Raw genomic sequence first — 25,187 nt, forward strand, 5'->3', positions numbered from 1 at the left:
CTCCGTTCGCCAACGCCGGAGCGGGCACGCTCCGGGCAGAATGCAACGGTGATCTGGATCCAGCTCGCCGGCGCCGTGCTGTGCGGCGGGCTTTCGGCGCACCGGCTTTGGCCGCGGGACCGCGCGGAACGCGTCTTCTGGCCCTTCGCCGGCATGGTCAGCACCGCGACGACGGTCGCCGTGGGCGCGTTCTTCGCGACGTATGTCGCGATCGGCGTGCTACTCGGACTGCTGTGCCTGGGCGGCGGCCCAGGTTTCTGCCCCTTCCCGCACTAGCCGACCGATATCACGCCCATGACCAGCGACTACAGCTCCATGAACGGCCGGGCGCAGGCGAATTCACCGCGGATCGACGGCCGGTAGGCGGCGAGCGCGCGGGCCTGGAAATGCGACCCCCAGTCCGGCACCGGCGGCGCGATGCCGAACTTCTCGGCGGGTTCGAAGCCGAACATCGGGTAGTAGTCGAGGTGCCCGAGCAGCACCACCACCGGCTCGCCGAGCGCGTCGGCACCACCGAGCACCGCGTGCATCAACGCCGCGCCGATCCCTTGCCCTGCAACGAAGGCAGCACACCGATCGGCCCGAGCCCCAGCGCCGGGGTGGCGCCGACGTGCGCGCGGGAGCACACGACGTGTCCCACGACCTCGCCATCCCGCTCCGCCACGAGCGACAGCTCGGGCAACCACGCGTCGCCGGCCCGCAGCGCATCGACGAGGCCCGGTTCGACCGGAGCCTGGCCGGGCTGGGCGGTCTTCGCGAAGGCGGCGGAATGCACCGCGCGGATGGCGGCAACGCCGGCAGGGATCTCACGTCGAATCAGCACCCACACACGCTGACCTGGCCACCTCCGCAACGCAAACGGATGAAGCCGTCGCGCTCATCGGCGAGATCTCCCTCCGCGACGAGGTCCGCGCCGCCACGCAGAACGAGCTTCGAGGGCTCAGCGGGTGGACAGTTGCAGCAGGCCCCAGAGCTGCGCGATCGCATCGAGATCGCCGCTGGTCTCCACCGCTCGATCGGGCAGCCGGCCCCACATCCACAGGTAGACGGCGGGCGCATCGCCGCCGACGACCGCGTCGGGCGTCGTGGTCGACACGTCCTCCGAACTCACCACCGCGGTCCCGTTCTGGTCCGCGGTGACCAGCCAGTTGCGGTCGGCCACGTACACCCCGACCGAACAGGGCCGCGTCGCGGTGATGCCGAGCGCGTGCAGCCGGTAGCCGAACCAAAGCCGCAGCACCTCGTCGACGCCGTCGGTGGCCACATCCGGCTCGATCGGCGTCGGCAGCACTCCCGCCGCGGCCTGCACGTCCACCCGGTGCACCGTCGTGGCGTGCAGCATTCGACGCAGCCAGAACCGCACGGTGTGCTGCTCGGGCCACCACGTCGGACACCGGTCGTGCGGCGGCCGGGAGCCGAACTCGGCGAGCAGGTCGGCCAGACGAACGGCGAACCTGCTGGTCACCTCGCGCAGCGCGGGCCGATCCGGCAGGTCCCAGCGCTGTTCGGCCGCCGTCGCGCCCAGCCAGGACAGCGTGTCCTCGCACAGATCACCCAGGTGCCGGATCGTCTGCCCCAAGGTCCGCCCGGACGCGCCCCACACCGGCGCGTCGACGTGCGCGTCGTGGGTCGCCGCCGTGAGCAGCTGCGCCTCGATGCCGAGCAGGTCGAGCATCCGCCCGTAGTCCAGCCCCACTTCAGTTCCGTTCATCGAGCCACCCCCAGCAGGCTCCGGCCCACGATCTCGAGGAATTCGCGACTGCGCGCCAACAGCCCGTCGGCATCCAGCCGGGTGATGGTCGGCACCCCCGCCTCCGCCGCGGCCCGCCGGTCCGAGCGCGCCGCGAAGTAGGCCGCCCACTCCCGGAATTCGGGGGCGGCGGCGGTCAGCATCGTCCACACGCTGGCCGGGCGGCTGTTCTCGCGCCGCCAGGAACGCGCCACCACCACCGCCGTCGCGGCGCGTAACGCCGCCACGTGCGCGGCCACGTACCGCTCGCTCGGCCGGTCCGCCTCCTCCGCTTCGTGCAGGCGGCTGCGGGCGTCGAGCAGCAACGACAGGGAACCGGCCGGCGTGTCCGCCTCGGGCGTCGGTTCGTGGTTCTCCACGGACTGCCGCGGAGCCGGAATCGAGAAGTCAGTGGAAAAAGACATCGGCGTATCTCCTCTGCACGACGAAGCCGTCCACGCCTGCCGTGGGGAGCCGGCAGGTCCGGCGGCGGGGTGCTTCCCCCACCCCACCGCCGGACTCGATGTTCGAACAGAAGTTCATCGAACCTCAGTTCGAACATCTTCAGATTAGCGCGCACCACCGACGGACTCAAGCAATGAGCCCTAGCTCACCTGTTCGAGTCATGACCAGCCAAGATGATCACCCGAGTGGCCGAATCAGGCACCCGGCCGGGACGCCGCGGCGGCAGGATCGGCCGCGGAAAGGACCGCACGCCGCGGAGGGTCTAATGTTCGCCCCGTGACCGCCGCGCCATCCCCCCGTTGTGACCGGATCACCGAGCTGACCACGGAGCAGCTCCGGGCCCGGCTGCCCGAAGCCCTGCAGATCTACGTGACCGCGATGAACTACCCGCCCACGACCGCCCAGCAGCGCGCCCCGATGTGGTCGGCGCACATGCTGCGCGCGGGCTGGCGCTGCATCGGCGCGTTCAGCGACCACGACGAGCTCATCGGCATCGGCTACGGCTATCTGGGCGCCCCCGGGCAGTGGTGGCACGAGCAGGTCCGCCGCGGGCTGCTGAGCAGCGGCGGCGACGCCGACAGCTGGCTGGACGACTACTTCGAGCTCACCGAGCTGCACGTGCACCCGGGAAGCCAGGGCGGCGGCCTCGGCGAGGAGATCCTGCGCCGCCTGCTCTCCGGCGCGCAGGGCAGCAAGGTCCTGCTCTCCACGCCGGAAGGCCCGACCCGCGCCTGGAAGCTGTACCGCCGGGTGGGCTTCGCGGACGTCCTGCGCAACTACCGCTTCACGGGCGACCCGCGGCCCTTCGCGGTCCTGGGGCGCTCGCTCCCCCTGGAACCCAGCTGATCGCGCCGGCGGGCGGCTGACACCGCAGCAGGGTTTCGATTTCCGACCACGGCGCCGTGGGTCTCCCGGCACCCCGGAAGACCCACGGCCCGGGTCGATGCCGTTACAGCAGGGCCAGCTGCTCGCGGAGGGTGTCGAGGCCCATGCCGCCCATCCGCAGGGCCTGCGTGTGGAACTCCTTCACGTCGAAGGCCGCGCCGTGGCGCTGCTTGGCCTCGTCGCGGGCGGCCCGCCACAGCCGCTCGCCGAGCTTGTACGACGGCGCCTGGCCCGGCCAACCCAGGTAGCGGTCGATCTCGTCGCGGACCTGCGCCGGGTCGGTGATGGTCCGGCTCAGCATGAACTCCAGGCCCAGCTCCGGCGTCCAGCGCTCGCCCTCGTGGAAGCCGGTACCCGCCGGGATCTCCAGCTCCAGGTGCATGCCGATGTCGACCACCACGCGCGCCGCGCGGAAGAGCTGGTCGTTGAGCATGCCGAGCAGGTCGCCGTCGTCCTCGAGGTAGCCGAGCTCGCGCATCAGGCGCTCGGCGTACAGCGCCCAGCCCTCGCCGTGCCCGGAGACGAAGCAGGCCAGCCGCTGGAACTTGTTGAGCCGCTGCGCCTCGTGCACCGCGGTCGCGACCTGCAGGTGGTGCCCCGGCACGCCCTCGTGGTACACGGTGGAAACTTCGCGCCAGGTCGGGAAGTCCTGCCGGCCGGCGGGCACCGACCACCACATCCGGCCGGGCCGCGAGAAGTCGTCGGTCGGGCCGGTGTAGTAGGCGCCGACGCCGCCGCCCGGCGGGGCGATCCGGCACTCGAGCCGCATCAGCGGGTCCGGGATCTCGAAGTGCGTGCCGCGCAGGTCCTGCAGCGCCTGGTCGGACAGCTGCTGCATCCACTCCTCGAACCGGTCCTGCCCGTGCACCTGGTAGCGCGGATCGGCGTCCAGCACGGCCGCGGCTTCGGCCAGCGTCGCCCCCGGCTTGATCCGGTTCGCGATCTGCTTCATCTCCGCCTCGATGCCGGAGAACTCCTGCCAGCCCCACTCGTACGCTTCCCGCAGGTCGAGGCGGGCGCCGGTGAAGTAGCGCGACCACAACCGGTACCGCTGCTCGCCCACGGCGTCCTTCTCCGGGGCCTTCGGCAGCAGCTCGCCGCGGAGGAAGTCGGCGAGTCCGGCGTACGCCTCGGCGGCCGATTCGGCCGCGGTGTCCAGGTCGCGGCGCAGCGACTCGTCCACGCCCTCGGCGCGCCCGACCATCGCCGCGAAGAACGACGACTGCCCGCCGCGCCCGGACCAGGTGTCGCACTGCTCCGCGACCTTGCGGACCTGCCGGGCCGCCGACACGTTGCCGTCCGCGGCCGCCGCCAGCAGCCCGGCGCGCAGGCCCAGCACCGCTTCGGGCATCACCGACAGGCGGCGGGCGATGGTGCGCCACTGCTCCGGGGTGTCGGTCGGCATCAGGTCGAAGACCTGCCGGAGTTCCTGCACCGGGCTGGCGATCACGTTCAGCGCGGCCATGTCCGCGCCGACCTCGTGCAGCTCCAGGTCCAGACCGACGCGCTCGGCGAACACCGCCTGCGCGACCCGCTCGGAATCGTCGGCGGGATCGGCCGCCTGCACCGCCGCGAGGCTGCGGCGGGCGAGGTCCGCGCGGGCCCGGTGCCCGTCCGGCGAGTAGTCGGTCAGCTCCTCGTCCCGGCCGGGCACGCCCAGGTAGGTTCCGGCGACCGGGTCGAGCGCGACCAGCTCGGATACGAACTGGTCGCTGATTTCGTGCACACCGCTGTGGTCAACTCCCATGCCCGCCACGCTATCGCGCGACGGCGGCGGTCACGCGCCTCGACGAAAGCGGGCGTTCGCGGGCGGCGAAAAGGCTCGCCGGATGGAAAGATCGCCCGGGTGGAGGACAAGACCCCGCGCGGCCGCACCGCGCTCCTGCTGGTCCTGATCACCGTGCTCGGCGCGCTGCTCAGCGGGTGCCTGCACGCCAACGCCTCGCTGAACATCTCCGGCGAGGACCAGGTGTCCGGCGAGGTCGTGCTCGCCACCCAGGTCGCCGACGGGCAGGCCCCGCTCCGCCTGCAGCCGCCCGAGAACGTCGCCGACCGGGTGCAGATCACGCCGTTCCGCGACGGCCCCCGCGTCGGCTCGCACCTGTCGTTCCGCGACCTGACCTTCCCGGAGGTCGAGCAGCTCGCCGAGGCGATGAGCCCCGATGCCCGCTACCGGCTGCACCTGTCCAGGTCCGGCTCGCTGGTGATCTTCGAGGGCTCGGCGGACCTGACGCCGCTGGCCGACACCGACTCCGGCGTCGACCTGAAGATCAGCGCGCCCGGCGAGATCACCAACACCAACGGCGAGGAGAGCGCCGGCACGGTCTCCTGGTCGCTGCAGCCCGGCGCGGTCAGCGAGATGTCGGCCACCTACCAGTACTCCAACGCCACCGGGATGGACTGGATCGGCTGGGCGCTACTGGTCGGCGGGCTCACGTTCTGCGCGGCGGCCGTCGTGGCGGTGCTCGCGCTGCGCGCCCACGTGCGCAACCGGGCCGACCAGAACGCCTAAAGGGTTGTTAGTTGTTCTTCGTCTTTGAAGCGGCGCCAGCCGCTTAGCCCACCTGCGCACTCGCACCGCCGCGGGTTCTCAGACGTCGTCTGGCGAGGACAGCCCCGTGGGGTTCCGCCACCCGCACCGCCACGCAAAACGAGCCTGGAAACAGTCGCTAACCGGCTCCCAGACCGAGGTTCGCGACCACCTGGCGCGTCGCCTTCGAGCGGTTGAGGGTGTAGAAGTGCAGCGCCGGGACGCCCTCGGCGATCAGCCGTTCGCACAGCCGCGTCGCCAAGTCCACGCCCGCGGCGCGGAACCCCGCCGGATCCTCCGCCAGCGGCAGCAGCTGCTCCGACACCTCGGCGGGCACCGGCGCCCCGGCGAGCTCGCCGAACTTGCCCAGCACCCGCGGCGTGGTGATCGGCATGATGCCCGGCAGCAGCGGCACGTCGCAGCCGCGGGCGGCCATCCGGTCGCGCAGTCGCAGGAAGTACTCCGGCTCCAGGAACAGCTGGGCGATGGCGAAGCCCGCGCCCGCGCGGATCTTGCGCACCAGGTGGTCGGCGTCGGTTTCCAGGTCCGCGGAGCGCGGGTGGCCGTGCGGGAAGGCCGCGACACCGACGCAGAACTCGCCGAGCTCCCGCACCAGCCGGACGAGATCCTCCGCGTAGGTCAGGCCCTCGGGGTGCCGGAGCCATTCGCCGTTCGGGTCCCCCGGCGGATCACCGCGCACGGCCAGCACGTTCTGCACCCCGGACGCGGCGTACCAGCCGATGACGTTGCGGAGTTCGGCGACGGAGTGGTCCACTGCGGTCAGGTGCGCCATCGGCGTCAGAGTGGTCTCCTGCGCGATGCGGCCGGTGGTCCGGATGGTGCGGTCCCGGTTGGAGCCGCCCGCGCCGTAGGTCACCGAGACGAAGGCGGGGTCCAGCGGTTCCAGCTCGCGGATGGCCCGCCAGAGGATGCGCTCCTCGTCGTCGCCTCGCGGCGGGAAGAACTCCACCGAGAAAGTCGTCTTCTCGGTCCGCAACCGATCCACCACCGCCGTCATGCCGAACAGGATAAGGACGGTTCCCGCGCTCCTCCGGCTTCGTCCCAGCGGCTGGGAGCGGCCCCGGCGGCCGTCACCCGATGGCGTCGCGGAGGATGGGGGTGTGCCCCCATCGAATTCGACCACCCTGCAAGCGACCGGCAAGGACACCGTCGTCGTGGAAACCGACCTCCCCGGTCAGGTCCAGCGGACGCTGACCGACTACCTGCGGACCCGCAGCGCCGAGGCAGCCGACCTCGACCCAGCGTTCGCGACCGCGGTGGCCGAGCTGGCCGGATTCGTCCTCGGCGGTGGGAAGCGGATCCGCCCCACCTTCGCCTGGTGGGGCTGGCGCGCGGCAGGCGGGCCCGCCGAGGGCCCCGCGGCGCAGGCGATGCTGCGGGCCGCGAGCGCCTTAGAGCTGCTGCAGGCCTGCGCGCTGGTGCACGACGACCTGATCGACGAATCGGACACCCGCCGCGGCAACCCGACCGTGCACCGCAAGTTCGAACAGATCCACCGCGAGTCCGGGTTCTCCGGCACCGGCATCCAGTTCGGGCGCGCCGCCGCGGTGCTGCTCGGCGACCTGGCGCTGTCCTGGGCCGACGACCTGCTGCACAGCGCCGGTATCCCGCCGGAGGCGCTGGCCCGGGCGCTGCGCCCGTGGCGCGCGATGCGCACCGAGGTGCTCGCCGGCCAGTACCTCGACGTGCTCGGCCAGTTCCGCGGCGACGAGACGACGCAGGCCGCGCTGCAGATCTGCCAGCTCAAGGCCGCGTCCTACACCGTCCAGCGGCCACTGGAGCTCGGCGCGGAGGCCGCTGGCGCCGGCCCGGACGCGCTGGAGGCGCTGCGCCGGTTCGGCTCCGACATCGGCGTCGCCTTCCAACTCCGCGACGACCTGCTCGGCGTCTTCGGCGACCCCGGGGTGACCGGCAAGCCCGCCGGGGACGACCTGCGCGAAGGCAAGCGGACGGTGCTGATCGCCGAGGCCGTGGCGACGGCCCGCGAGCAGGCCGACCAGCCCGCGCTGGACCTGCTGCGCGACGTGCTCGGCGATCCCGAACTGGACGCGGACCGCGTCGAGCAGGCCCGGCAGGTGCTGACGAGGCTCGGCGCGGTCGCGGCCGTCGAGAAGCGGATCACCGACCTGACCGGCTCGGCGATGCTCGCGCTGCACACCGCGGGACTGGCCGAACCGGCCGCGTCGCGGCTGGCCGAGCTCGCGATCGCCGTCACCGACCGCAGCCACTGATGCGCACCGTCGCCGGCCGCACCGATCACGTCGTGGTCGTCGGTGCGGGACTGGCCGGGCTGACCGCGGCCCTGCACCTCGCGGGCGCCGGGCGGCGGGTGACGGTCGTCGAAAGGGCTGGCCTGCCGGGCGGGCGGGCCGGGTTGCACGAGGTCGCCGGGTACCGGATGGACACCGGCCCGACCGTGCTGACCATGCCCGAGCTCGTCGACGAGGCACTGCACGCGGTCGGCGAATCGGTGGCCGACCGCCTCGACCTGATCCCGCTGCACCCGGCCTACCGGGCGCGGTTCGCGGACGGCTCGGCGCTCGACGTGCACACCGACGCCGCCGCGATGGAAGAGGAGGTGCGGCGGTTCGCCGGGCCTGCGGAAGCGGCCGGGTACCGGCGGCTGCGGCGCTGGCTGACCGAGGTCTACCGGGCGGAGATGCACCGCTTCATCGACGCGAACTTCGACTCGCCGCTGGACCTGCTCTCGCCCGAGCTGGCGCGCCTCGCGGCGCTGGGCGGCTTCGGCCGGCTCGGCCCGGCGATCGGCCGGTTCCTGGCCGACGAGCGGCTGCGCCGCGTCTTCTCCTTCCAGGCGCTCTACGCGGGCCTGGACCCGCGCCGAGCGCTCGCCCTGTACGCCGTCATCTCGTACATGGACACCGTCAACGGGGTGTGGTTCCCGCGCGGCGGCATGCACGCGGTCCCGACCGCGCTCGCCGACGCGGCAGCGGGCGCGGGCGTCGCGTTCCACTACAACACCGAAGTCGCGGAGCTGGAGCGGCGCGGCGACCGGATCACCGCGGCCCGGACGTCCGACGGCACCCGCATCGCGGCCGACGCGTTCGTGCTCACGCCCGACCTGCCGGTCGTGCACGAGCTCCTCGGCCACCGCCCGCGGCGGCGGTTGCGCTGGTCGCCGTCGGCGGTGGTGCTGCACGCCGGGACCACCCGCGGCTGGTCCGACGCGCACCACACGATCTCCTTCGGCGCGGCCTGGCACAGCACGTTCACCGAGATCATCCGCGACGGCAGGCTGATGACCGATCCGTCGCTGCTGATCACCCGGCCGACCGCGACCGATCCGTCGCTGGCGCCCGACGGCCGCGAGCTGCACTACGTGCTCGCGCCCTGCCCGAACCTGCGCACCGGGCCGATCGACTGGGACCGGATCGGCCCCGCCTACCGCGACGAGCTGCTGGGCGAGCTGGAGCGGCGCGGGTTCACCGGCTTCGGCGCGGCGATCGAGGAGCAGCAGCTGATCACCCCGGCGGACTGGGCGGCGCAGGGCCACGCCGCCGGAACACCGTTCTCGGCCGCGCACACGTTCGCGCAGACAGGTCCGTTCCGGCCGCGCAACCTGGTGCGCGGCCTGGCCAACGCGGTGCTGGCCGGCTCGGGCACGACGCCGGGCGTGGGCGTTCCGCCGGTCTTGCTGTCCGGCAAGCTCGCCGCCCGGCGCATCACCGGCTGACCGGCGCCGACTACCGCGTTCGCGCAGCTCAACGGCCTCGTGAGTACTTCGGATCGCTATGACGGCCAAAGTGCTCGCGAGCCCTGAGCGGGCTGAGCAGCGTTTCGTCGTCCGGTCGGCCGGACCTCAGAAGCCCATCGCCTGGGCCCTCCGCTTCACCTCTCGACCGCGGTCGCCGCGCAACGCGTCGATCGGCGTGCCGGGCAACGAGTCGTCCGGGGTGAACAGCCACCGGAGGATCTCGTCCTCCTGGTAACCGTTGTCCCGGAGCAGGGTGATCGTGCCCGCCAGGCCCTTCACCACTTCGGTGTCGACGAGGAACGCGGTGGGCACGCCCAGCACTCCGTTCCTGCGCAGGGCGAGCAGATGTCCATCACGGATCAGTTGGTGCACCCGGGTCACTGGCTGACCGAGTCGCTCGGCGACGTCGGGCAGCGGGACGACCTCCACATCGGGAGCGAGCACATCCGGGGCAGCAGGGATCGCACTCACGCTGCACACCTTGCCACATGACCGACCGCGATGCCGCACACCGCACGGGTCGCGCCCGGCATACCATCATGATCGTGATCGATCCCGAGCCCGACTGCGGAGCCATCCCCGGTGCCGCCCGCGCGGCCTGCAACAATCGGGGGCGGAAAGGTACCCGGCGGTGGGCGGAAGATGACTCCTGAGACACGTTCCGGCGGTGGCGCGAGCCTCGTCGGAGCCATGCTCGAACGCCGCTACCGGGTCGATTCGCTGATCGCTCGCGGCGGCATGTCCACGGTCTACCGCGGCCTGGACACCCGGCTGGACCGGCCGGTGGCGATCAAGGTGATGGACGCGCAGTACTCCGGCGACCGGTCGTTCGTCGACCGCTTCGAGCGCGAGGCGCGCGCCGCGGCCCGGCTGCACCACCCCGACGTCGTCGCCGTCTACGACCAGGGCGTGGACCACCGCCCCGACGGCGACCACGTGTTCCTGGTGATGCAGCTCGTCGAGGGCTGCACGCTGCGGGACCTGATCATGGACCGCGGCGGCCGCCTGCCGCTGGCGATGGCGCTGAGCGTCATGGCGCCGGTGCTCTCGGCGCTGGGCGCCGCGCACCAGGCGGGCATGGTGCACCGCGACGTCAAGCCGGAGAACGTGCTGATCGGCCGGGACGGCTCGGTCATGGTCGCCGACTTCGGGCTGGTCAGGGCCGCGGCGGAAGCCGGCACGACCAGCGGCAGCATCATCCTGGGCACCGTCGCGTACCTGTCGCCGGAGCAGGTGACCACCGGGGCCGCCGACGCGCGCTCCGACGTGTACGCCGCCGGGATCGTGCTCTTCGAAATGCTGACCGGCCGCCCGCCCTACGTGGGCGACACCGCGCTGTCGGTGGCGTACCGGCACGTCAACGACGACGTCCCGCCACCGAGCGAGCTGGTGCCGGAGATCCCCCAGGCCATCGACGACCTCGTGTTCCGCGCGACGCGCCGCGACCCCGCGCAGCGCCCGGAGAACGCCGAGGTGTTCCTCGCCGAGCTGCAGCAGGTCCGCACCGACCTCGGCATCGCCCCGGTCGCCGTGCCGGTCCCGGCGTCCGAGGAGCGCACCACGCAGATGGCGCCCGCGGCCGAGGACCCGCCGACGGAGCAGATCCCGGCCGTCCGCGAGACGCGCCCCGTCGGGCCGCAGCGCACCCGTGCGATGGCCCGCCCCGCCACCGGGGACCACACCCAGGAGTTCTCCGCCGTCGCCGCCCCGGCCACCGGCCCGCAGCGCGACCGGAGTCGCGGCAGGCGGACGGTGCTGGTGTGGACCGTCGTGGTCCTGGCGCTGGCCGCGCTGGTCGGTGGCGCCGCGTTCTGGCTGGGCCTCGGCAGTTCGGTCCAGGTGCCGCGCCTCGTCGGCGAGCAGGAGGCCGTCGCGCAGCAGGCGCTGGAAGGCGCCGGGCTGACCGGCAACGTCACCAAGACCTACGACAACGCCGTCGCGGAAGGCGTGGTGATCAGCTCCAACCCGAACGAGGGCAGCAAGGCGCGCAGCGGCAGCACCGTGGACCTCGTCGTGTCGCTGGGCAAGCCCAAGGTCCCGGAGATCGCCGAGGGCACCACGCTCGCCGAGGCGGAGAGCGCGATCCGCAACGTCAAGCTGCAACCCAAGCACGACGAGTCCGCCGACCAGTTCCACACGACGGTGCCCGAAGGCCGGGTCATCAGCGTGAACCCCGGCCCCGGTACGCCGCTGAACATCAGCGCCGAGGTCACCGTGATCGTCAGCAAGGGCCCGCCGCCGGTGAAGGTGCCCGACGTGCGCGGGATGAACAAGGACGACGCGTTCACCACGCTGCGCAACTCCGGGTTCGATCCCTACGAGGCGGGCCGCCAGTTCGACTCCGACATCGCCGGCGACCACGTCATCAGCACCGATCCGGCCATCGGCAGCGAGATCCGGCTGGTCGGCAAGCCGCGGATCGGCGTGGTGCTGTCCAACGCGGTGGAGGTGCCCAGCCTCAACGGCGTCCGGGTGGACGAGGCGAAGCAGCAGGTCGCCGCGCTGGGCCTGCAGCTGGACGTGCAGGCGTTCTTCGAGCGCGACGGCATGATGATCCTGGGGCAGCTGCCGCTCCCCGGCAGCAAGGTCGAGCCCGGGTCGACGATCCACGTGACCGCGTTCTGAGCCACCGGGTCGTGGGCCCGCGCCCACGACCCGGCAGAACCACACGATCCGCAATGTGATCCTGATCTCTTCTCGACGGCGTAACGTTTTCCCGCCGCCGGTGTCTACCAGCGCGTACTCGGCGTCCGGCGATCACCGAAAAGCGGGAGCGTCGCCCACGACACGACGGATCTCGCCTGGTCACAGCGGCTCGAGCGGCCGGTTGTGGAACTATTGGAAGCACAATGCCCCCGAGTGTTTCGATCGAGTCGGCTCCCGACTGGTCCGAACGGACCACCAACACCACAGCCGGCCAGCCCAGTCTCGGCGGACGCCGGCCTCGGCGCCCGCTGCCCTTGCGCACCATCGCACTGGGCGCGATCGGGTCCGTGCTGCTGCTGATCGGATCCTTCGGCGCCGCCGGCACGCTCGTCCACGATCCCGTCCTCGGCTCCGGACCGCTTTCGGTGCTGCGCTACGGGCACGGGCGCGACGTCGCGGTCACGGTCGTCTACGTCGGCTTCGCGCTGCTGGTGTGGGCGTGGGTGCGGCTCGGCCGCGGGGTGATCGCGAACCTGGTGACCTCCCGCGGCGTGCTGTGGGCGACCGCCGCCTGGCTCGGCCCGATGCTCATCGCGCCGCCGCTGTTCACCCGCGACGTCTACAGCTACCTGGGCCAGGGCCTGCTCGCGCTCAACGGCCTCGACCCCTACGGCGTCGGCCCGTCGGCGCTGACCGGGCCGATCCCGGAGAACGTGCACCCCACCTGGCAGACCACGCCCGCGCCGTACGGCCCGCTGTTCATGGGCGTGGCCAAGGGCGTGATCCTGCTGGCCGGCCACGACGTCATCGCCAGCGTCATCGTGATGCGGCTGGTGCTGCTGGGCGGCCTGGCGCTGCTGATCTGCGCCCTCCCCGGCCTGGTCCGGCACCTCGGCGGCCGGCTGCCGGTCGCGCTCTGGCTGGTCGCGGCCAGCCCGATGACGGTGGTGCACCTCGTCGGCGGCCCGCACAACGACATGCTCATGATCGGGCTGCTGGCGGTCGGCACGCTGCTGATGCTCGAAGGCAAGAACGTCGCCGGGATCGCGCTGGTGTCGGCGGCGATGGCGATCAAGGCGACCGCCGGGCTCGCGCTGCCGTTCCTGGTGTGGATCTGGGCGTCCCGCCTGGAGGGGCCGCTGTGGCGGCGGTTCGTCCGCGCCGTGTTCCCGGCGTTGGGCGTGTTCGTGGTGGTCTTCGGGGCCTGCACGGCGCTCGCCAAGGTCGGGTTCGGTTGGCTTTCCGCGCTGTCGGCGCCCGGCATGATCGTCAACTACCTCTCCGCGCCGACCGCCGTCGGACAAGCGGTGCACAGCCTGGTGCAGGTGTTCGGCGAGACCAACATCTGGCCGTTCGTGGGCACCACGCGCACGCTCGGCTCGGTGCTGCTGGTGGCGATCCTGGCCTGGAACTGGTGGCAGGCGCGGGACGGCGGGCCCGAGGCGGTGCGCCGCGCGGCGATCGTGCTGTGCTTCGGCGCGTTCCTGTCGCCGGTCCTGCTGCCGTGGTACACGACGTGGGGCTTGGCGCTGGGTGCGGCCTTCGCCTGGACGCCGCGCGCGCTGTCCTACGTGGTCGGCGCCTCGATCGCGCTGGTCCTGGCCTACTACCCCGACGGCGAGCAGGCGATGTACAACTGGCCGTTCGTCGCGGTCGGCATCGGAGCCGCGGTGCTCGGCGCGCTGTCCCTGGTCCGCTTCGACCCGCTGGGCCTGAGCAGCACCTTCGGCAAGTTCTCGCGCACGGTCACGACCGCCCACCTGCCGCGTGAAGTGCACGAATCACGGCCCTGACCGTTCGTCCCGCGGCAATGCACGACCTCCTGGGCAACACCCCGGCTCACCGGCGCCGGCTGCCGCAGGCGAGGCTGTCTGGCACGACGCCGTTCGACGAGGAGGACGCATGCGCACGATCGGGATGCTCGGCGGGATGAGCTGGGAATCCTCCGCCGAGTACTACAGGCTGCTGAACGAGGAGAGCCGAGCCCGACTCGGCGGCTACAACACCGTGCCGAGCGTGCTGTACAGCGTGGACTTCGCCGAGATCGTGGCCATGCAGGAGGCCGGGGACTGGGCAGCGGCGGGCCGACGCCTGGCAGACGCCGCGCGCCAGGTGCGCCGCGCCGGGGCGGATCTGGTCCTGCTCTGCACCAACACGATGCACCAGGTCGCCGAGGAGATCGAGGCGGCGATCGACGTGCCGTTCGTGCACATCGTCGACGCCACCGGCGCGCGGATCGCGGCCGCCGGCCTCACCCGAGTCGGCCTGCTGGGCACCCGCTACACGATGGAACTCGACTTCTACCGGGCGCGGATGCGCGACCGGCACGGCATCGACGTGATCGTCCCGGAGGGACCCGACCGCACCGTGGTGCACGACGTGATCTACCGGGAGCTGACCCGCAACCGCGTCGAGGACGCCTCCCGCGAGCAGTACGTGCGGATCGTGCGGGGCTTGGCGGAGCGCGGCGCCGAAGCCGTGATCCTGGGCTGCACCGAGATCACGCTGCTACTCGGCCCGGACGACAGCCCGCTGCCGCTGTTCGACTCCACCCGCCTGCACGTCGGGCACGCCCTGGACATCGCGCTCGCCGAGTAACCGAAGGAGGGCCCGGAACCGCTTGGGTTCCGGGCCCTCCCGAATGCTTCCCGCTGGTTCAGCCGCGCAGCATCTCCGCGACCAGGAACGCCAGCTCCAGCGACTGCTGGGTGTTCAGGCGCGGGTCGCAGGCCGTCTCGTAGCGGCCCGCCAGGTCCGCGTCGGAGATCTCCTGGGCGCCGCCGACGCACTCCGTGACGTCCTCACCGGTCAGCTCGATGTGGATGCCGCCCGGGTGGGTGCCGAGCCGGTGGTGCACCTCGAAGAAGCCCTGCACCTCGTCCACGATCCGGTCGAAGTGCCGGGTCTTGTAGCCGGTGCTCGCCTCGTGGGTGTTGCCGTGCATGGGGTCGCACTGCCAGATCACCTGGTGCCCGGAGGCGGTGACCTTCTCCACGATGGGCGGCAGCACGTCGCGCACCTTGCCGTTGCCCATCCGGCTGATCAGGGTGAGCCGACCGGGCTCGTTGTTCGGGTCCAGCCGCTCGACGTACTCCACGGCCTGCTCGGGCGTGGTGCCCGGGCCGATCTTGAGGCCGATCGGGTTGGAGATCAGCTCGGCGAACGCGATGTGCGCGCCGTCCAGCTGGCGGGTCCGCTCCCCCACCCACAGGAAGTGCCCGGACAGGTCGAACAGCCGCGGCCGGTCGCCGGTGGTGTCCAGCCGGAGCATGGCGCGCTCGTAGTCCAGCACCAGCGCCTCGTGGCTGGCGAAGAACTCCACCGAGTGCAGGCTGGAGTCGTCCACGCCGCAGGCCGCCATGAAGCGCAGGCCGCGGTCGATCTCGGCGGCGACGGACTCGTAGCGCTCGCCGGCCGGCGAGTTGAGCACGAAGTCCTTGTTCCAGTCGTGCACCTTGGTCAACGCGGCCATCCCGGCGCTGGTCAGCGCGCGGGACAGGTTCATCGCGGCGCTGGCGTTGGCGTAGGCGCGGATCAGCCGCGACGGGTCGTGGCGGCGCGCGTCCTCGGTGGCGACCAGCGAGTTGATCATGTCGCCGCGGTAGGACGGCAGGCCCAGCGCGTCGGTGTTGCTGGAACGCGGCTTGGCGTACTGCCCGGCGATCCGGCCGACCTTGACCACCGGCATGCTCGCGCCGTAGGTCAGCACCACCGCCATCTGCAGCAGCGTGCGGATGTTGCCGCGGATGTGCGGCTCGGTGTTGTCCGCAAAGGTCTCCGCGCAGTCGCCGCCCTGCAGCAGAAACGCCTCGCCGCGGGCGACCGCCGCGAGGTGCCGGCGCAGCTCGTCCACCTCGGAGGGCACGGTCACCGGCGGGACGCTCTCCAGCACCTTCCGGACGCTGCCGGTCTGGTCCGGGTTCGGCCACTGCGGCTGCTGCGCGGCAGGGCGGGCCAGCGCGTCGTCCAGGCGGGCGCGCATCTCCGGCGGCAACGGCGGCAGCTCGGGCAGGTCATCTACGGGGACGTCGACGGTCCAGTTCACATTCCCAGAATAGGGGCTGCGCGCTACACCTTTAACGTCGGGAGAGCCGTCCCACATCGCGGAAGCCCTGCGGGCTTCGATTCAGTAGCCGCCGCCGAGCTTGCGGTGGTCCCAGGTGATCGTCCGGGTGGGGGTGAAACGCAGCCCGACCCGCTTCGCGGCCTTGGCGCGCAGGACGGCCCGGGCCTCCTCGCTCGCCGCCAGCTCGCCCGGAGCCGCCGTGCCGTAGCGCTCCGCCAGGCCCAGTCCGATGCGCTCGACGTCCTCCGGCGCGTCCAGGAGCTGCACGTCGCACTCCAGCGAGACGCCGCGCAGCTCGCCGTACTCCGTGCCGGTCTCCAGCAGCAGCGTGGCCCGCGGATCGCGGCGCAGGTTCAGCGTCTTCTGCGACCGGCCGTAGGACCACACCTCGATCACCGGGCCGTCGTGCACGAACCACATCGGCACCAGGTGCGGTCGCCCGTCGGCCTTCAGCGTCGCCAGCACGACGACCCGGCGCTGGGCGATGAAGTCGACGATCTCGTCCTCGGACATGGTGATCTGGCCGCGACGCGACATTGCAGCGCTCCGTTTCCCGCGGGGCCGGTGGTGTGCCGATCTTGTTCCGGAACACCCCACCGCGTCAACGGAAGACCGGTCACCGTCGATCACCCGAACCGGCCCTGGCGCGACACCGCCGGCGCTAGGCTCTCGCCCCGTCGATGACGCGAGAACCGGGCGGGCAACCACCTCGGGGATCGTCGTCCGCGAAGCCTACGACCCGCAGCAGCTGACGCTGGACGTCGTGGTGTGGAAGAAGCCGAGCTAGCTCGTGACGGCCTTCTCCTGCTGCCACTCGGCCTCGACCGCGTCGGCGTCGTAGCCCACCGGCTCCCAGCGCTTGGCCAGCAGCGCCACCAGGCCCATCAGGGGGGCGAGCGCGATCACCCAGAACACGCCGCTGCCCAGCGCCGCGCTGAGCACCGGGAAGAAGAACAGCGCCAGCGTGGAGCCGACCCGCAGGGTGCCCTGGTTGAAGCCGATCCCGGTGCCGCGCATCGTCGTCGGGTAGCTCAGGGACGCGAAGCTCATGAAGTGCGCGCCCGGCCCGGAGGCCTGCGCGAACATGAACGCGCCCAGCGCGAAGATCGCGAACAGCACGTACGCGGTCGCCGACGGCTTGCCGATCAGCGCCAGCACCACCATCGACGCCAGCTGCACGCCGAACCCGATGAACGTCATCTTCCAGGCGCCCGCCGTGTTGGCCAGCCGGATGCCGAGCAGGCCACCGGTGACCGCGAAGACCAGGTTGAGCACCAGCGAGGCGGTGATCGTGTTCAGCGCGCCCTGGGCGAGGATGCTCGCGATGATGATCGGCAGCCCGTAGGCGACCGCGTTGTAGCCGAAGGTCTGGGCGAGGCCGATGGCCAGCGCCTGGAACGTCCGGGCGCGGTAGCGGCGCTGGAACAGCTGCGCGAAGTCCCGCAGCCCGCGGCGCTCGGCCTGGGGCTTCACCACCTCCGCGTCCGGCGCCACCACGGCGTTGACGCCGTAGGACTTGCGCAGGATCTTCGCGGCCCGCTCCAGGTCGCCCTGGTTGGCCGCCCAGGACGGCGACTCGTTCATGTACTTGTTGCGAACCAGCAGGATCACCAGCGCGGGCACCGCGCCGAAGCCGACGGTGAACCGCCACAGCAGGCCGTGGTGCTCGTCGGGCAGCGCGAAGTACAGCGCCATGATCACCAGGTAGCAACCGCTGGTGGCCACGTACCAGGCGGGCGACCACGCCGCGGTGCGGGAGCCCTTGCTGCCCTTGCCCTTCAGCCGGGAGAACTCGGCCAGGAAGGCCATCGCGACCGGGATGTCCATGCCGACGCCGAAGCCCATCAGGAACCGGAAGAAGATCAGGACCTCCATGTTCGGCGCGAGCGCGCAGCCGAGCGCGGAGACCACGAAGAACAGCATGTCGGCCATGAACACGCGGTAGCGGCCGAGCCGGTCCACCAGCAGCCCGCCGAGCCACGCGCCGAAGATCGCGCCGACGCTGATGGAGGCGGTGACGGCGCCGGCCCCGGCCGGGGAGAGCCCGAACTGCTGCTTGATGTCGGTGATGCCGTAGGCCAGCGAAGTGAGGTCGTAGGCGTCCAGGAAGATCCCGCCGAGGGCCAGCAGCACGATCATCTTCGCGTGGCTGCCCCGCGCCGCACCCGAGTTGACCAGTTCGGTGACGTCCCGAGCCGAGCGAATGAGCACGGGCTCCCGCTCGGCGACCGGCTGCGTGGACACGGCTGCACCCCTCCGAAGTTCTTGGATCGTGCCCGCAGGCGCGAGCGAGGGGTTAGCCTAACCGGTGGAACGAGTGCGTCCACATGCTGGAACACCGCCAGCGACCGACCGGTCGATGCGCACGCCTTCGCGCCAGATGTCGGCGAGATCCCGGTACGTCGGAACCAGGGCGTCCACAGTGGATCAGATGAGTGCTGATCCGGCCGGCTTTCGGCGAGGACCGCGCACAGCCGGGGAAGAACTCGCACACCTCACGGACGAAGGGGCGTCGCCGTGCTGGGCGGCGCCCCTTCTCCGGGCTTCAGCCGAAGAGGACTTCGGCTTCTGCGTAGCGCTCCAGGGGCACCGTCTTCAGCGATGCCGTCGCTTCGCTCAGGGGCACCCGGACGATGTCCGTGCCGCGCAGCGCCACCATCTTGCCGTAGTCGCCTTCCGTGATCGCGTCGATCGCGTGCAGGCCGAAGCGGGTCGCCAGCACCCGGTCGTAGGCCGTCGGCGTGCCTCCGCGCTGCACGTGGCCGAGGACGACCGCGCGCGACTCCTTGCCCGTCCGCGCCGCGATCTCCTCCGCCAGCCAGGTTCCGACGCCACCCAGCCGGACGTGGCCGAAGGCGTCCTTCTCGCCGGTCAGCAGCAGTTCCTTGCCGCCCTCCGGGACCGCCCCCTCGGCAACCACGATGATCGGGGCGTACTGGCGCTCGAAGCGCTGCTCCACCCAGGCGCAGACCTTCTCGACGCTGAACGGCTGCTCCGGCACGAGGATGACGTTCGCGCCGCCCGCCAGCCCGGAGTGCAGCGCGATCCACCCCGCGTGCCGGCCCATCACCTCGACCACCAGCGCCCGGTGGTGGGACTCCGCCGTGGTGCGCAGCCGGTCGATGGCCTCCGTGGCGATGTCCACCGCCGTGTCGAAGCCGAACGTGTAATCGGTGGCGTCGAGGTCGTTGTCGATCGTCTTGGGCACGCCGACCACCGGCACGCCGTCGTGGGTGAGCTGCTCGGCGACGCCGAGGGTGTCCTCGCCGCCGATCGCGATCAGCGCGTCCACCCGGTTCTCCTCCAGGGTCGCCTTGAGCCGGGCGATCCCGTCGTCGACCTTGTACGGGTTGGTGCGCGACGAGCCCAGGATGGTGCCACCCCGGTTGAGGATCTCCTCCACCTTGTCGAGGGTCAGCGGCATGGTCAGGCCCTCCACCGGGCCCAGCCACCCGCTGCGGAATCCCAGGATCTCGTGCTGGTGCACCGAAATCCCCTTGCGGGTCACCGCGCGGAGCACCGCGTTGAGCCCGGGGCAGTCGCCGCCACCGGTGAGCACTCCGACACGCATTCCAGCCGGCATCGCTTTTCGCCGCCTCCTCGAATTCAGCCCAGAAAGGACGTGATCTGCATCTCCCCCTGACCACAGCGTGGCACGAACTGGATCGTTGCAGCAAGTATCCGGGAAGTTACCGGTCGCGACGGCGGAGCTGGGAACGTGCGAGGTCCGCGAGGCGGTTACCAGACGAAGCCGCGCTTGCGGCGGACCTCCTCGATCACCTTCCAGCGCTCGAGGTTGTGCTTGGCGTCGGCCAAGGCGTCGTGCGCGTTGTCCGGCGCGGACGGCAGCTTGGGCTTGCCGACGTCCTCCCAGCGCTGCCGCAGGTCGCGGGTGAACTTCGGGATCCGCGACGGCAGCATCGGCATCGCGCCCCACAGCTGCGCCAGCGCCACGTGGTCGTAGGCGGCGTACCAGGCCCACAGCTCGACGTTCCCGTTGCGGGCGGTCAGGAAGGAGTACAGGTCCTCGCGGATCCGGGCGCGGGAGCGCCAGCACGGATCGGCGGGCGGCGGCAATTGCGGCAGCACGTGCTGCCGCACCCAGGCACCGGCCCGAGACGCGTCGAACTCGGTGGACACCGCGTAGAACTCGCGGCCGGACTCGTCGACCATCCCGATCGACACCAGCTCGATGGTGTGTCCGTCCTCAATGAACTCGCAGTCGTAGAAGTACCGCACCGGGCAAGGGTAGGTGCCCGCCGTTCCAGCAGCGTATGCGGGCCGTCAGCCGGCCTTGGACTCCGGGAGCCGCTCGGCTGGCTTCGGCGCCTTCCAGCCCGCGACGTGCTTGCCCTGCGCGGCGAGGTCGTCCTTCACCTTGGCGGCGTAGACGTCGACGTACTCCTGGCCGGAGAGCTCCATCAGGGCGTACATGATCTCGTCGGTGATGGACCGCTCCACGAACCGGTCGCCCGCCATGCCCTCGTAGCGGGAGAAGTCCAGCGGCGGCCCGACCTTCACCACGACCTTGTGCGGGTACCACATCTTCGACCCGATGGGGTTGACCCGGTCGGTGCCGAACATCGCGATCGGGATCACCGGCGCCTTCGACTCCAGCGCCATCCGCGCGACCCCGGTCTTGCCCTTGTACAGCCGGCCGTCCGGCGACCGGGTGCCCTCCGGGTAGACGCCCAGCAGCTTGCCCTCGCGCAGCAGGCGGACGCCGGTGTCCAGCGCGGCCTGCGCGGCGGCGCCGCTGGAGCGGTCGATCGGCACCTGCCCGACGCCGGAGAAGAAGTACTTCTTGAACTTGCCCTTGACGCCCTTGCCCGTGAAGTACTCGCGCTTGGCCAGGAACGTCACCCGGCGCGGCATCATCAGGGGCATGAAGAACGAGTCGGCGACCGCCAGGTGGTTGCTGACCAGGATCGCGCCGCCGGTGGCCGGCACGTGCTCGACGCCTTCGACCTTCGGACGGCAGAACAGCTTCATCAAGGGCCCGAGCAAGAAGTGCTTCATCACCCAGTACAACACCGCGCTGCCGCCTCCTTGCCCCGCCGACTTCCCTGCTCAGCCTACGGAGCCGCGACATCGGGCACAATGCGGCCTCGAAGTGGCGATCTCGCGCTCTCCCTGGAGCGATCACGACGGCACCGCCAATCCGCCCCACATGTCGGCCGCGCATGCGACGATGAAGCGGTACTGGCTCGCCGATGCTGTTGGGAGGCCGCGGTGCCCGTGCTCCCCGGTGCCGAACCGTTCACGCACAACGGATCGGAGGACATCGGCGTGCTGCTCTGCCACGGGTTCACCGGCACCCCGCAGAGCATGCGCGCCTGGGGCGAGCACCTGGCGGCGGAGGGGTTCACGGTCCGCTGCCCGCTGCTTCCCGGTCACGGCACCCGGTGGCCGGACCTGAACCGGACGAGCTGGCGGGACTGGTACGCCGCGGCGGAGGCCGGGCTCGCCGAACTGCGCGGGCGCTGCCGGTCGGTGTTCGTGTTCGGCCAGTCCATGGGCGGCACGCTCACCTTGCGGCTGGCCGAGCAGCATCCCGACATCGCCGGGATCGTGCTGGTCAACCCGTCGGTGACGACGCTGCGCAGGGGCGCCCGGCTGCTACCGCTGCTGAGCCGGGTGTGGCCCGCGATCGGCGGGATCCCCGGTGACATCGCCAAATCCGGCGGGTTCGAGCTCGCCTACCAGCGGTTGCCGCTGCGCGCGATGGCCAGCCTGCAGGAGTTCTGGGGCGTCGTGCGCGCCGACCTCGGCCGGGTGCGCCAGCCGCTGCTGCTTTTCCGGTCGGCCGTCGACCACATCGTCGAGCCGGTCAACTCCGCGCTCGTGCTGGACGGGGTCGCCAGCGGTGATCTCGCGGAGGTCGTGCTGGCCGACAGCTTCCACGTGGCGACGCTTGACCACGACGCGCCCGCGATCTTCAGCGGCAGCGTCGAATTCCTGCAACGCATCCACAGCGAACGGGCCGAGGAAGTCGTATGAACACGCGCCGCGACAACCCCGACGGGCCGGAGGACATCGACGCCGCATTCGCCGAGATCGTCGCCGATCTGGAGCGGGACTCGACGTTCGCGCGGTGGCCCGAGGACGCCCCCGGGGAGACCACCGACACCGCGGGCACCGCTAGCGCGGTCGCCGACGTCGCCGAGGTCGAGCCGAAGGCCGCGCGCGACGCGGGGCCGCGGGACTGGGTGCCGGGGCCCGAGGAGGAGGAAGAGCACTTCGTCCCGCCGGAGCCGCCGCCGCTGCCCACGCCGCGACCGACGACGCTGCTCGGGATCGCGGTGATCGCGGTCGGGGTGCTGGTCCTGCTGGTGCCCGGCCTCGCCGGGATGTCGAGCTCGCTCTCGATGCCGCTGGGCCTGGTGCTGATCAGCGCGGGCATCGGCTGGCTCCTGCTGAGGCTGCGGCAGGGCCCGCCGCCGAACACCGGCAACGACGACGGCGCCCAGGTCTGAGGCGTCCCGCAGTTTCAATGGAAACTGCGGACCTCCGGCGTGTCGGGGCCCGACACACCGGAGCCTGTGGACAACTTCCGCAATTTCAATGGAAATCGGACCTTCGATTTCCATTGAAATTGCGTCAGGTCAGGTGCGGGGCTTCGGTCAGGACGTGTTCTCGGGCCAGGGCCGCCGAGCCGATCATGGCCGCCGAATCCCCGTAGTGGGCCACCGCGATCCGCGCCAGCGGGCGGTGGCCGGCTCCCGTGACCGCCTGGGCGTAGTGCTCTCGGGCGGCGTCGAGGAACAGGTGCGCCGAGTCGGAGACCCCGCCCGCGATCACCACGACCTCCGGGTCGTAGACGTCCGCGACGAGCGCCAAGCCCTCGCCGAGCCAGCGTGCCAGGTCCGCGACCGCGCGGAGGGCTAGCGGGTCGCCCGCTTCCGCCGCGTGCGCGACGTCGACGCCGGTCGGCTCGACCAGCACCGGCTCCCCCGCCTCCCGGCGGAGCTCCAGCGCCGTGGCCGCCAGTGCGGTGCCGCTGCAGTACCGCTCCCAGCAGCCTCGTTTGCCGCAGGAGCACGGCCTGCCGTCCGGGACGACCCGCAGGTGCCCCAGTTCCGGGGCGACGCCGTAGGCCCCGCGGAACACCTCGCCGCCGATCACCAGCGCGCCGCCGATGCCGGTGCCGATGGCCACCAGCGCGGCCACCCGCGCGCCGACGGCCGCGCCGAAGCGCTGCTCCGCGACGGCCGCAGCGTTCGCGTCGTGCTCCAGGACGACCGGCAACCCGAGCCGTTCGGCGAGCTCGTCGGCGACCGCGACGTGCCGCCAGGCCAGGTGCGGCGCGAAGCGCACCACCCTGCGGTCCTCGCTGACGAAGCCGGCGACGGCCAGACCCACCCCGGCGACCGGGTACCGGTCGGCTAGCGCGCGAACCGTGTCCGCGATCGCCGCGTTCAGCTCGGGTCCAGTGGCCGGCGTCGGCACGCGGTGGGTTTCCAGGATCTCGCCGTGCTGATCCACCACGCCGGCTCGCACGCTGGTTCCGCCGACGTCCACTCCGATGGTCAGCACCTCGACGCGGCCTCGCCGTCCGCCAGCACCGGGCCGGCGACCCGCCGCACCCCGATCCGCTGCACCTTCGACGGCGCCGGAACGTCCTCTTCGGACTCCTCGGGCGCTTCGGCCGGGGGCTGATCGGACAGCATCTGCCGCAGCGACTGGACGATCCCGAGGAGCTGGTCGTTGAGCTCCGGGCGGCGACCGCGCAGCAGCGCCACCGCCGCGCACAGCGGGCACCAGCCGCAGCCCGTTCCGCTGCCGGGCTCGGCGCCCTGGTCGCAGCTGCTCAGGTAGTCCTCCGCCTTGCCCGCGATCACGTCGAGCAGCTGCCGGAGCTCGTCGAGTAGCTGGTCGTGCCGGGATTCGTCGCGCATCTCGTCCACCGGTCTCACCGCATCCACAACTCTGGGTCGGGTCGGAACCGCACCGTCAGCCCGTCGTCGCCGGCGACCGCCGAGGTCACGGCGCACCGCTGGAGCACCGCGGGCAGGGCGATCAGCCTCCGGCGGCCGTCGACGGTGATCGCCAGCTCGTCACCGATCCTCGCCAGGTCCAGCTCCGCCGCCGGGTGCAGCGGCAGCGCGATCCGCAGGGAATACTCCGCGTCCAGCGCGCGTCCACCGCCGGTGACCTGCATGGACGGCGGGTTCGGCGGGTTCTCCAGCGGATCGGCGTCGGCGTAGAGCTCGTCGCCGAGCGCCAGCAGTTCCTCCGCGCCGACCGGTTCGGCGGCGCGGTGCTCGACCACGCGCAGAGGCAGATCCGTCGCCGCTCGCAACGTGTCGAGCACCTTCTCCTGCTCGTGGCGGCGGGTGCGCAACCAGCCCGCCGCGGCGCCGCGGGCCGATCCGGGGTGCGGCACCACGCGGTTGGCCACCAGGCCGTCCACCCGGATCTGCTGGAGCGCCAGAGCGGTCAGCGTCCGGCGGGTTTCGGCGGCCACCACCGTCTCCGGGGTGAGCACCAGCCGGACGCTGGTCCCGGCGTCGCCGAGCATGTCCTTGAGGTCCGCGAGCCGCTCCGCGAGCCGCCCGAGCCCGTCGGCGACGGAGTCCCAGCGCTCCACCTGCTCGCTACCGGCGATGCCGGCGAGCAGGCCGCGCACGGCCCGGCGGTGCGCCGGGAACAGCCGCTCCAGGTAGCCGGAGAGCGATTCGGGCAGCGCGAGCAGGCGCAGCGTTTCGGCGGTCGGCCCGCAGTCGACGATCACGGTGTCCCACGGACCGCTCACCGCCAGCCGGTGCACCTCGGACAGCGCGAGCAGGTCCTCCACACCGGGCAGCACCGTGAGCTCTTCCGCGTCGACCTCGTCGACACCGGCTCCCTGCAGCATGGTCCGCAGGTGTTCGCGCAGCTCGCGCCAGGCGCCGTCGACCAGCCCGCGGGTCTGCACCTCGGCGGCGTGCAGCACCGCGCACGAACCGTCCAGCCGCACCTCGCGCGGCAACGCGGCGAGTTCGACGTCGAGCGCATCGCCCAGCGAGTGCGCCGGGTCGGTGGAGACGACGAGCACCTTGCCGCCGTGCCCGGCGACGCGGGCAGCAGTGGCGGCGGCGAGGGTGGTCTTGCCCACCCCGCCTTTTCCGGTGAACAGCAGGATTCGCAA

At 71.8% G+C, this 25,187-nt stretch carries 26 protein-coding genes; 10 read left to right on the forward strand and 16 right to left on the reverse strand.

The features are described from left to right. Positions 1-48: 48 nt before the first annotated feature. Positions 49-276, forward strand: a complete 228-nt coding sequence (locus AB0H93_RS10035) for a hypothetical protein (RefSeq protein WP_358570280.1) — start codon at positions 49-51, stop codon at positions 274-276. A gap of 29 nt (positions 277-305) precedes the next feature. On the opposite strand, the gene AB0H93_RS10040 is transcribed toward AB0H93_RS10035, so the two are convergent. The 4 genes from AB0H93_RS10040 to AB0H93_RS10055 all read right to left on the reverse strand — a co-directional run bounded on the left by AB0H93_RS10040 (position 306) and on the right by AB0H93_RS10055 (position 2,154). After that, positions 306-530: a hypothetical protein gene (locus AB0H93_RS10040; RefSeq protein WP_358570283.1), complete on the reverse strand. Its 225-nt coding sequence runs from the start codon at positions 528-530 to the stop codon at positions 306-308. Beyond that, positions 530-823, reverse strand: a complete 294-nt coding sequence (locus tag AB0H93_RS10045; protein ID WP_358570286.1) for a GNAT family N-acetyltransferase — start codon at positions 821-823, stop codon at positions 530-532. Before AB0H93_RS10045 ends, AB0H93_RS10040 begins: the two co-directional genes overlap by 1 nt. Positions 824-940: 117 nt before the next feature. Next, on the reverse strand, positions 941-1,711 hold the full coding sequence (locus AB0H93_RS10050) for a maleylpyruvate isomerase N-terminal domain-containing protein (RefSeq protein ID WP_358570289.1): 771 nt from the start codon (positions 1,709-1,711) through the stop codon (positions 941-943). Continuing rightward, on the reverse strand, positions 1,708-2,154 hold the full coding sequence (locus tag AB0H93_RS10055; protein ID WP_358570292.1) for an SAV_6107 family HEPN domain-containing protein: 447 nt from the start codon (positions 2,152-2,154) through the stop codon (positions 1,708-1,710). The genes AB0H93_RS10050 and AB0H93_RS10055 overlap by 4 nt, the downstream gene beginning before the upstream one ends. A gap of 316 nt (positions 2,155-2,470) precedes the next feature. Here AB0H93_RS10055 and AB0H93_RS10060 point away from each other — a divergent pair, with 316 nt between their 5' ends. After that, positions 2,471-3,040 carry a GNAT family N-acetyltransferase gene (locus AB0H93_RS10060; RefSeq protein WP_358570296.1) on the forward strand — a complete coding sequence of 190 codons (570 nt, stop codon included), beginning with the start codon at positions 2,471-2,473 and terminating at the stop codon, positions 3,038-3,040. Between the two features lie 103 nt (positions 3,041-3,143). Here AB0H93_RS10060 and AB0H93_RS10065 read toward each other — a convergent pair whose 3' ends face one another. Beyond that, positions 3,144-4,826: a DUF885 domain-containing protein gene (locus AB0H93_RS10065; RefSeq protein WP_358570299.1), complete on the reverse strand. Its 1,683-nt coding sequence runs from the start codon at positions 4,824-4,826 to the stop codon at positions 3,144-3,146. A gap of 99 nt (positions 4,827-4,925) precedes the next feature. On the opposite strand from AB0H93_RS10065, the gene AB0H93_RS10070 reads away from it, so the two are divergent. Beyond that, entirely contained in the window at positions 4,926-5,591 is a 666-nt protein-coding gene (locus AB0H93_RS10070; RefSeq protein WP_358570302.1) for a DUF3153 domain-containing protein, read from the forward strand. A gap of 157 nt (positions 5,592-5,748) precedes the next feature. Here the strand turns inward: AB0H93_RS10070 and AB0H93_RS10075 are convergent, their stop codons facing one another. After that, positions 5,749-6,627 (reverse strand): methylenetetrahydrofolate reductase, encoded by an 879-nt coding sequence (locus AB0H93_RS10075; protein ID WP_358570305.1) that lies wholly within the window; start codon positions 6,625-6,627, stop codon positions 5,749-5,751. A 103-nt stretch (positions 6,628-6,730) separates the two neighbouring features. Between AB0H93_RS10075 and AB0H93_RS10080 the strand changes: the two genes are divergently transcribed. Further along, entirely contained in the window at positions 6,731-7,861 is a 1,131-nt protein-coding gene (locus tag AB0H93_RS10080; protein WP_358570308.1) for a polyprenyl synthetase family protein, read from the forward strand. After that, on the forward strand, positions 7,861-9,324 hold the full coding sequence (gene crtI / locus AB0H93_RS10085) for a phytoene desaturase family protein (RefSeq protein ID WP_358570311.1): 1,464 nt from the start codon (positions 7,861-7,863) through the stop codon (positions 9,322-9,324). The genes AB0H93_RS10080 and crtI overlap by 1 nt, the downstream gene beginning before the upstream one ends. Positions 9,325-9,450: 126 nt before the next feature. Here crtI and AB0H93_RS10090 read toward each other — a convergent pair whose 3' ends face one another. After that, positions 9,451-9,816 (reverse strand): Rv2175c family DNA-binding protein, encoded by a 366-nt coding sequence (locus AB0H93_RS10090; RefSeq protein ID WP_207954243.1) that lies wholly within the window; start codon positions 9,814-9,816, stop codon positions 9,451-9,453. A 171-nt stretch (positions 9,817-9,987) separates the two neighbouring features. Here AB0H93_RS10090 and pknB point away from each other — a divergent pair, with 171 nt between their 5' ends. From pknB to AB0H93_RS10105, 3 genes are all read left to right on the forward strand, one after another. Beyond that, on the forward strand, positions 9,988-11,970 hold the full coding sequence (pknB, locus tag AB0H93_RS10095; RefSeq protein ID WP_358570315.1) for a Stk1 family PASTA domain-containing Ser/Thr kinase: 1,983 nt from the start codon (positions 9,988-9,990) through the stop codon (positions 11,968-11,970). Positions 11,971-12,194: 224 nt separating this feature from the next. Further along, the gene (gene mptB / locus AB0H93_RS10100; protein WP_358570318.1) at positions 12,195-13,784 is read left to right on the forward strand and encodes a polyprenol phosphomannose-dependent alpha 1,6 mannosyltransferase MptB; all 1,590 of its coding nucleotides are present in this window, start codon (positions 12,195-12,197) and stop codon (positions 13,782-13,784) included. Positions 13,785-13,893: 109 nt separating this feature from the next. Continuing rightward, positions 13,894-14,589, forward strand: a complete 696-nt coding sequence (locus AB0H93_RS10105; RefSeq protein WP_358570321.1) for an aspartate/glutamate racemase family protein — start codon at positions 13,894-13,896, stop codon at positions 14,587-14,589. A gap of 58 nt (positions 14,590-14,647) precedes the next feature. On the opposite strand, the gene AB0H93_RS10110 is transcribed toward AB0H93_RS10105, so the two are convergent. The 6 genes from AB0H93_RS10110 to AB0H93_RS10135 form a co-directional block, all read right to left on the reverse strand. After that, positions 14,648-16,036, reverse strand: coding sequence for a class II 3-deoxy-7-phosphoheptulonate synthase (locus AB0H93_RS10110; protein ID WP_358570324.1), 1,389 nt, complete (start codon positions 16,034-16,036; stop codon positions 14,648-14,650). 81 nt (positions 16,037-16,117) lie between these two features. Then, the gene (locus AB0H93_RS10115) at positions 16,118-16,594 is read right to left on the reverse strand and encodes a PPOX class F420-dependent oxidoreductase (RefSeq protein WP_358570327.1); all 477 of its coding nucleotides are present in this window, start codon (positions 16,592-16,594) and stop codon (positions 16,118-16,120) included. 246 nt (positions 16,595-16,840) lie between these two features. Next, positions 16,841-18,301, reverse strand: a complete 1,461-nt coding sequence (locus AB0H93_RS10120) for an MFS transporter (protein ID WP_358570330.1) — start codon at positions 18,299-18,301, stop codon at positions 16,841-16,843. A 301-nt stretch (positions 18,302-18,602) separates the two neighbouring features. Further along, positions 18,603-19,628, reverse strand: a complete 1,026-nt coding sequence (locus tag AB0H93_RS10125) for a 6-phosphofructokinase (protein ID WP_358570333.1) — start codon at positions 19,626-19,628, stop codon at positions 18,603-18,605. 167 nt (positions 19,629-19,795) lie between these two features. Beyond that, positions 19,796-20,296: a polyadenylate-specific 3'-exoribonuclease AS gene (locus AB0H93_RS10130; protein ID WP_132482799.1), complete on the reverse strand. Its 501-nt coding sequence runs from the start codon at positions 20,294-20,296 to the stop codon at positions 19,796-19,798. A gap of 45 nt (positions 20,297-20,341) precedes the next feature. Beyond that, positions 20,342-21,091 (reverse strand): lysophospholipid acyltransferase family protein, encoded by a 750-nt coding sequence (locus AB0H93_RS10135; RefSeq protein WP_358570336.1) that lies wholly within the window; start codon positions 21,089-21,091, stop codon positions 20,342-20,344. Positions 21,092-21,289: 198 nt separating this feature from the next. Between AB0H93_RS10135 and AB0H93_RS10140 the strand changes: the two genes are divergently transcribed. Next, complete coding sequence (locus tag AB0H93_RS10140; RefSeq protein ID WP_358570339.1) at positions 21,290-22,057, forward strand: alpha/beta fold hydrolase; 768 nt, start codon at positions 21,290-21,292, stop codon at positions 22,055-22,057. Next, positions 22,054-22,533: a DUF308 domain-containing protein gene (locus AB0H93_RS10145; RefSeq protein WP_358570342.1), complete on the forward strand. Its 480-nt coding sequence runs from the start codon at positions 22,054-22,056 to the stop codon at positions 22,531-22,533. Before AB0H93_RS10140 ends, AB0H93_RS10145 begins: the two co-directional genes overlap by 4 nt. 124 nt (positions 22,534-22,657) lie before the next feature. On the opposite strand, the gene AB0H93_RS10150 is transcribed toward AB0H93_RS10145, so the two are convergent. The 3 genes from AB0H93_RS10150 to AB0H93_RS10160 are packed head-to-tail and all read right to left on the reverse strand — an operon-like array spanning position 22,658 to position 25,187. Further along, positions 22,658-23,593 (reverse strand): ROK family protein, encoded by a 936-nt coding sequence (locus tag AB0H93_RS10150; protein ID WP_358570345.1) that lies wholly within the window; start codon positions 23,591-23,593, stop codon positions 22,658-22,660. Further along, complete coding sequence (locus tag AB0H93_RS10155) at positions 23,587-23,955, reverse strand: hypothetical protein (protein ID WP_358570574.1); 369 nt, start codon at positions 23,953-23,955, stop codon at positions 23,587-23,589. The genes AB0H93_RS10150 and AB0H93_RS10155 overlap by 7 nt, the downstream gene beginning before the upstream one ends. A gap of 14 nt (positions 23,956-23,969) precedes the next feature. After that, positions 23,970-25,187, reverse strand: a complete 1,218-nt coding sequence (locus tag AB0H93_RS10160) for an ArsA family ATPase (RefSeq protein ID WP_358570348.1) — start codon at positions 25,185-25,187, stop codon at positions 23,970-23,972.

The organism is Saccharopolyspora sp. NPDC050642 (assembly GCF_040654735.1).
In the GTDB taxonomy this organism is placed as follows: Bacteria; Actinomycetota; Actinomycetes; order Mycobacteriales; family Pseudonocardiaceae; genus Saccharopolyspora; species Saccharopolyspora elongata.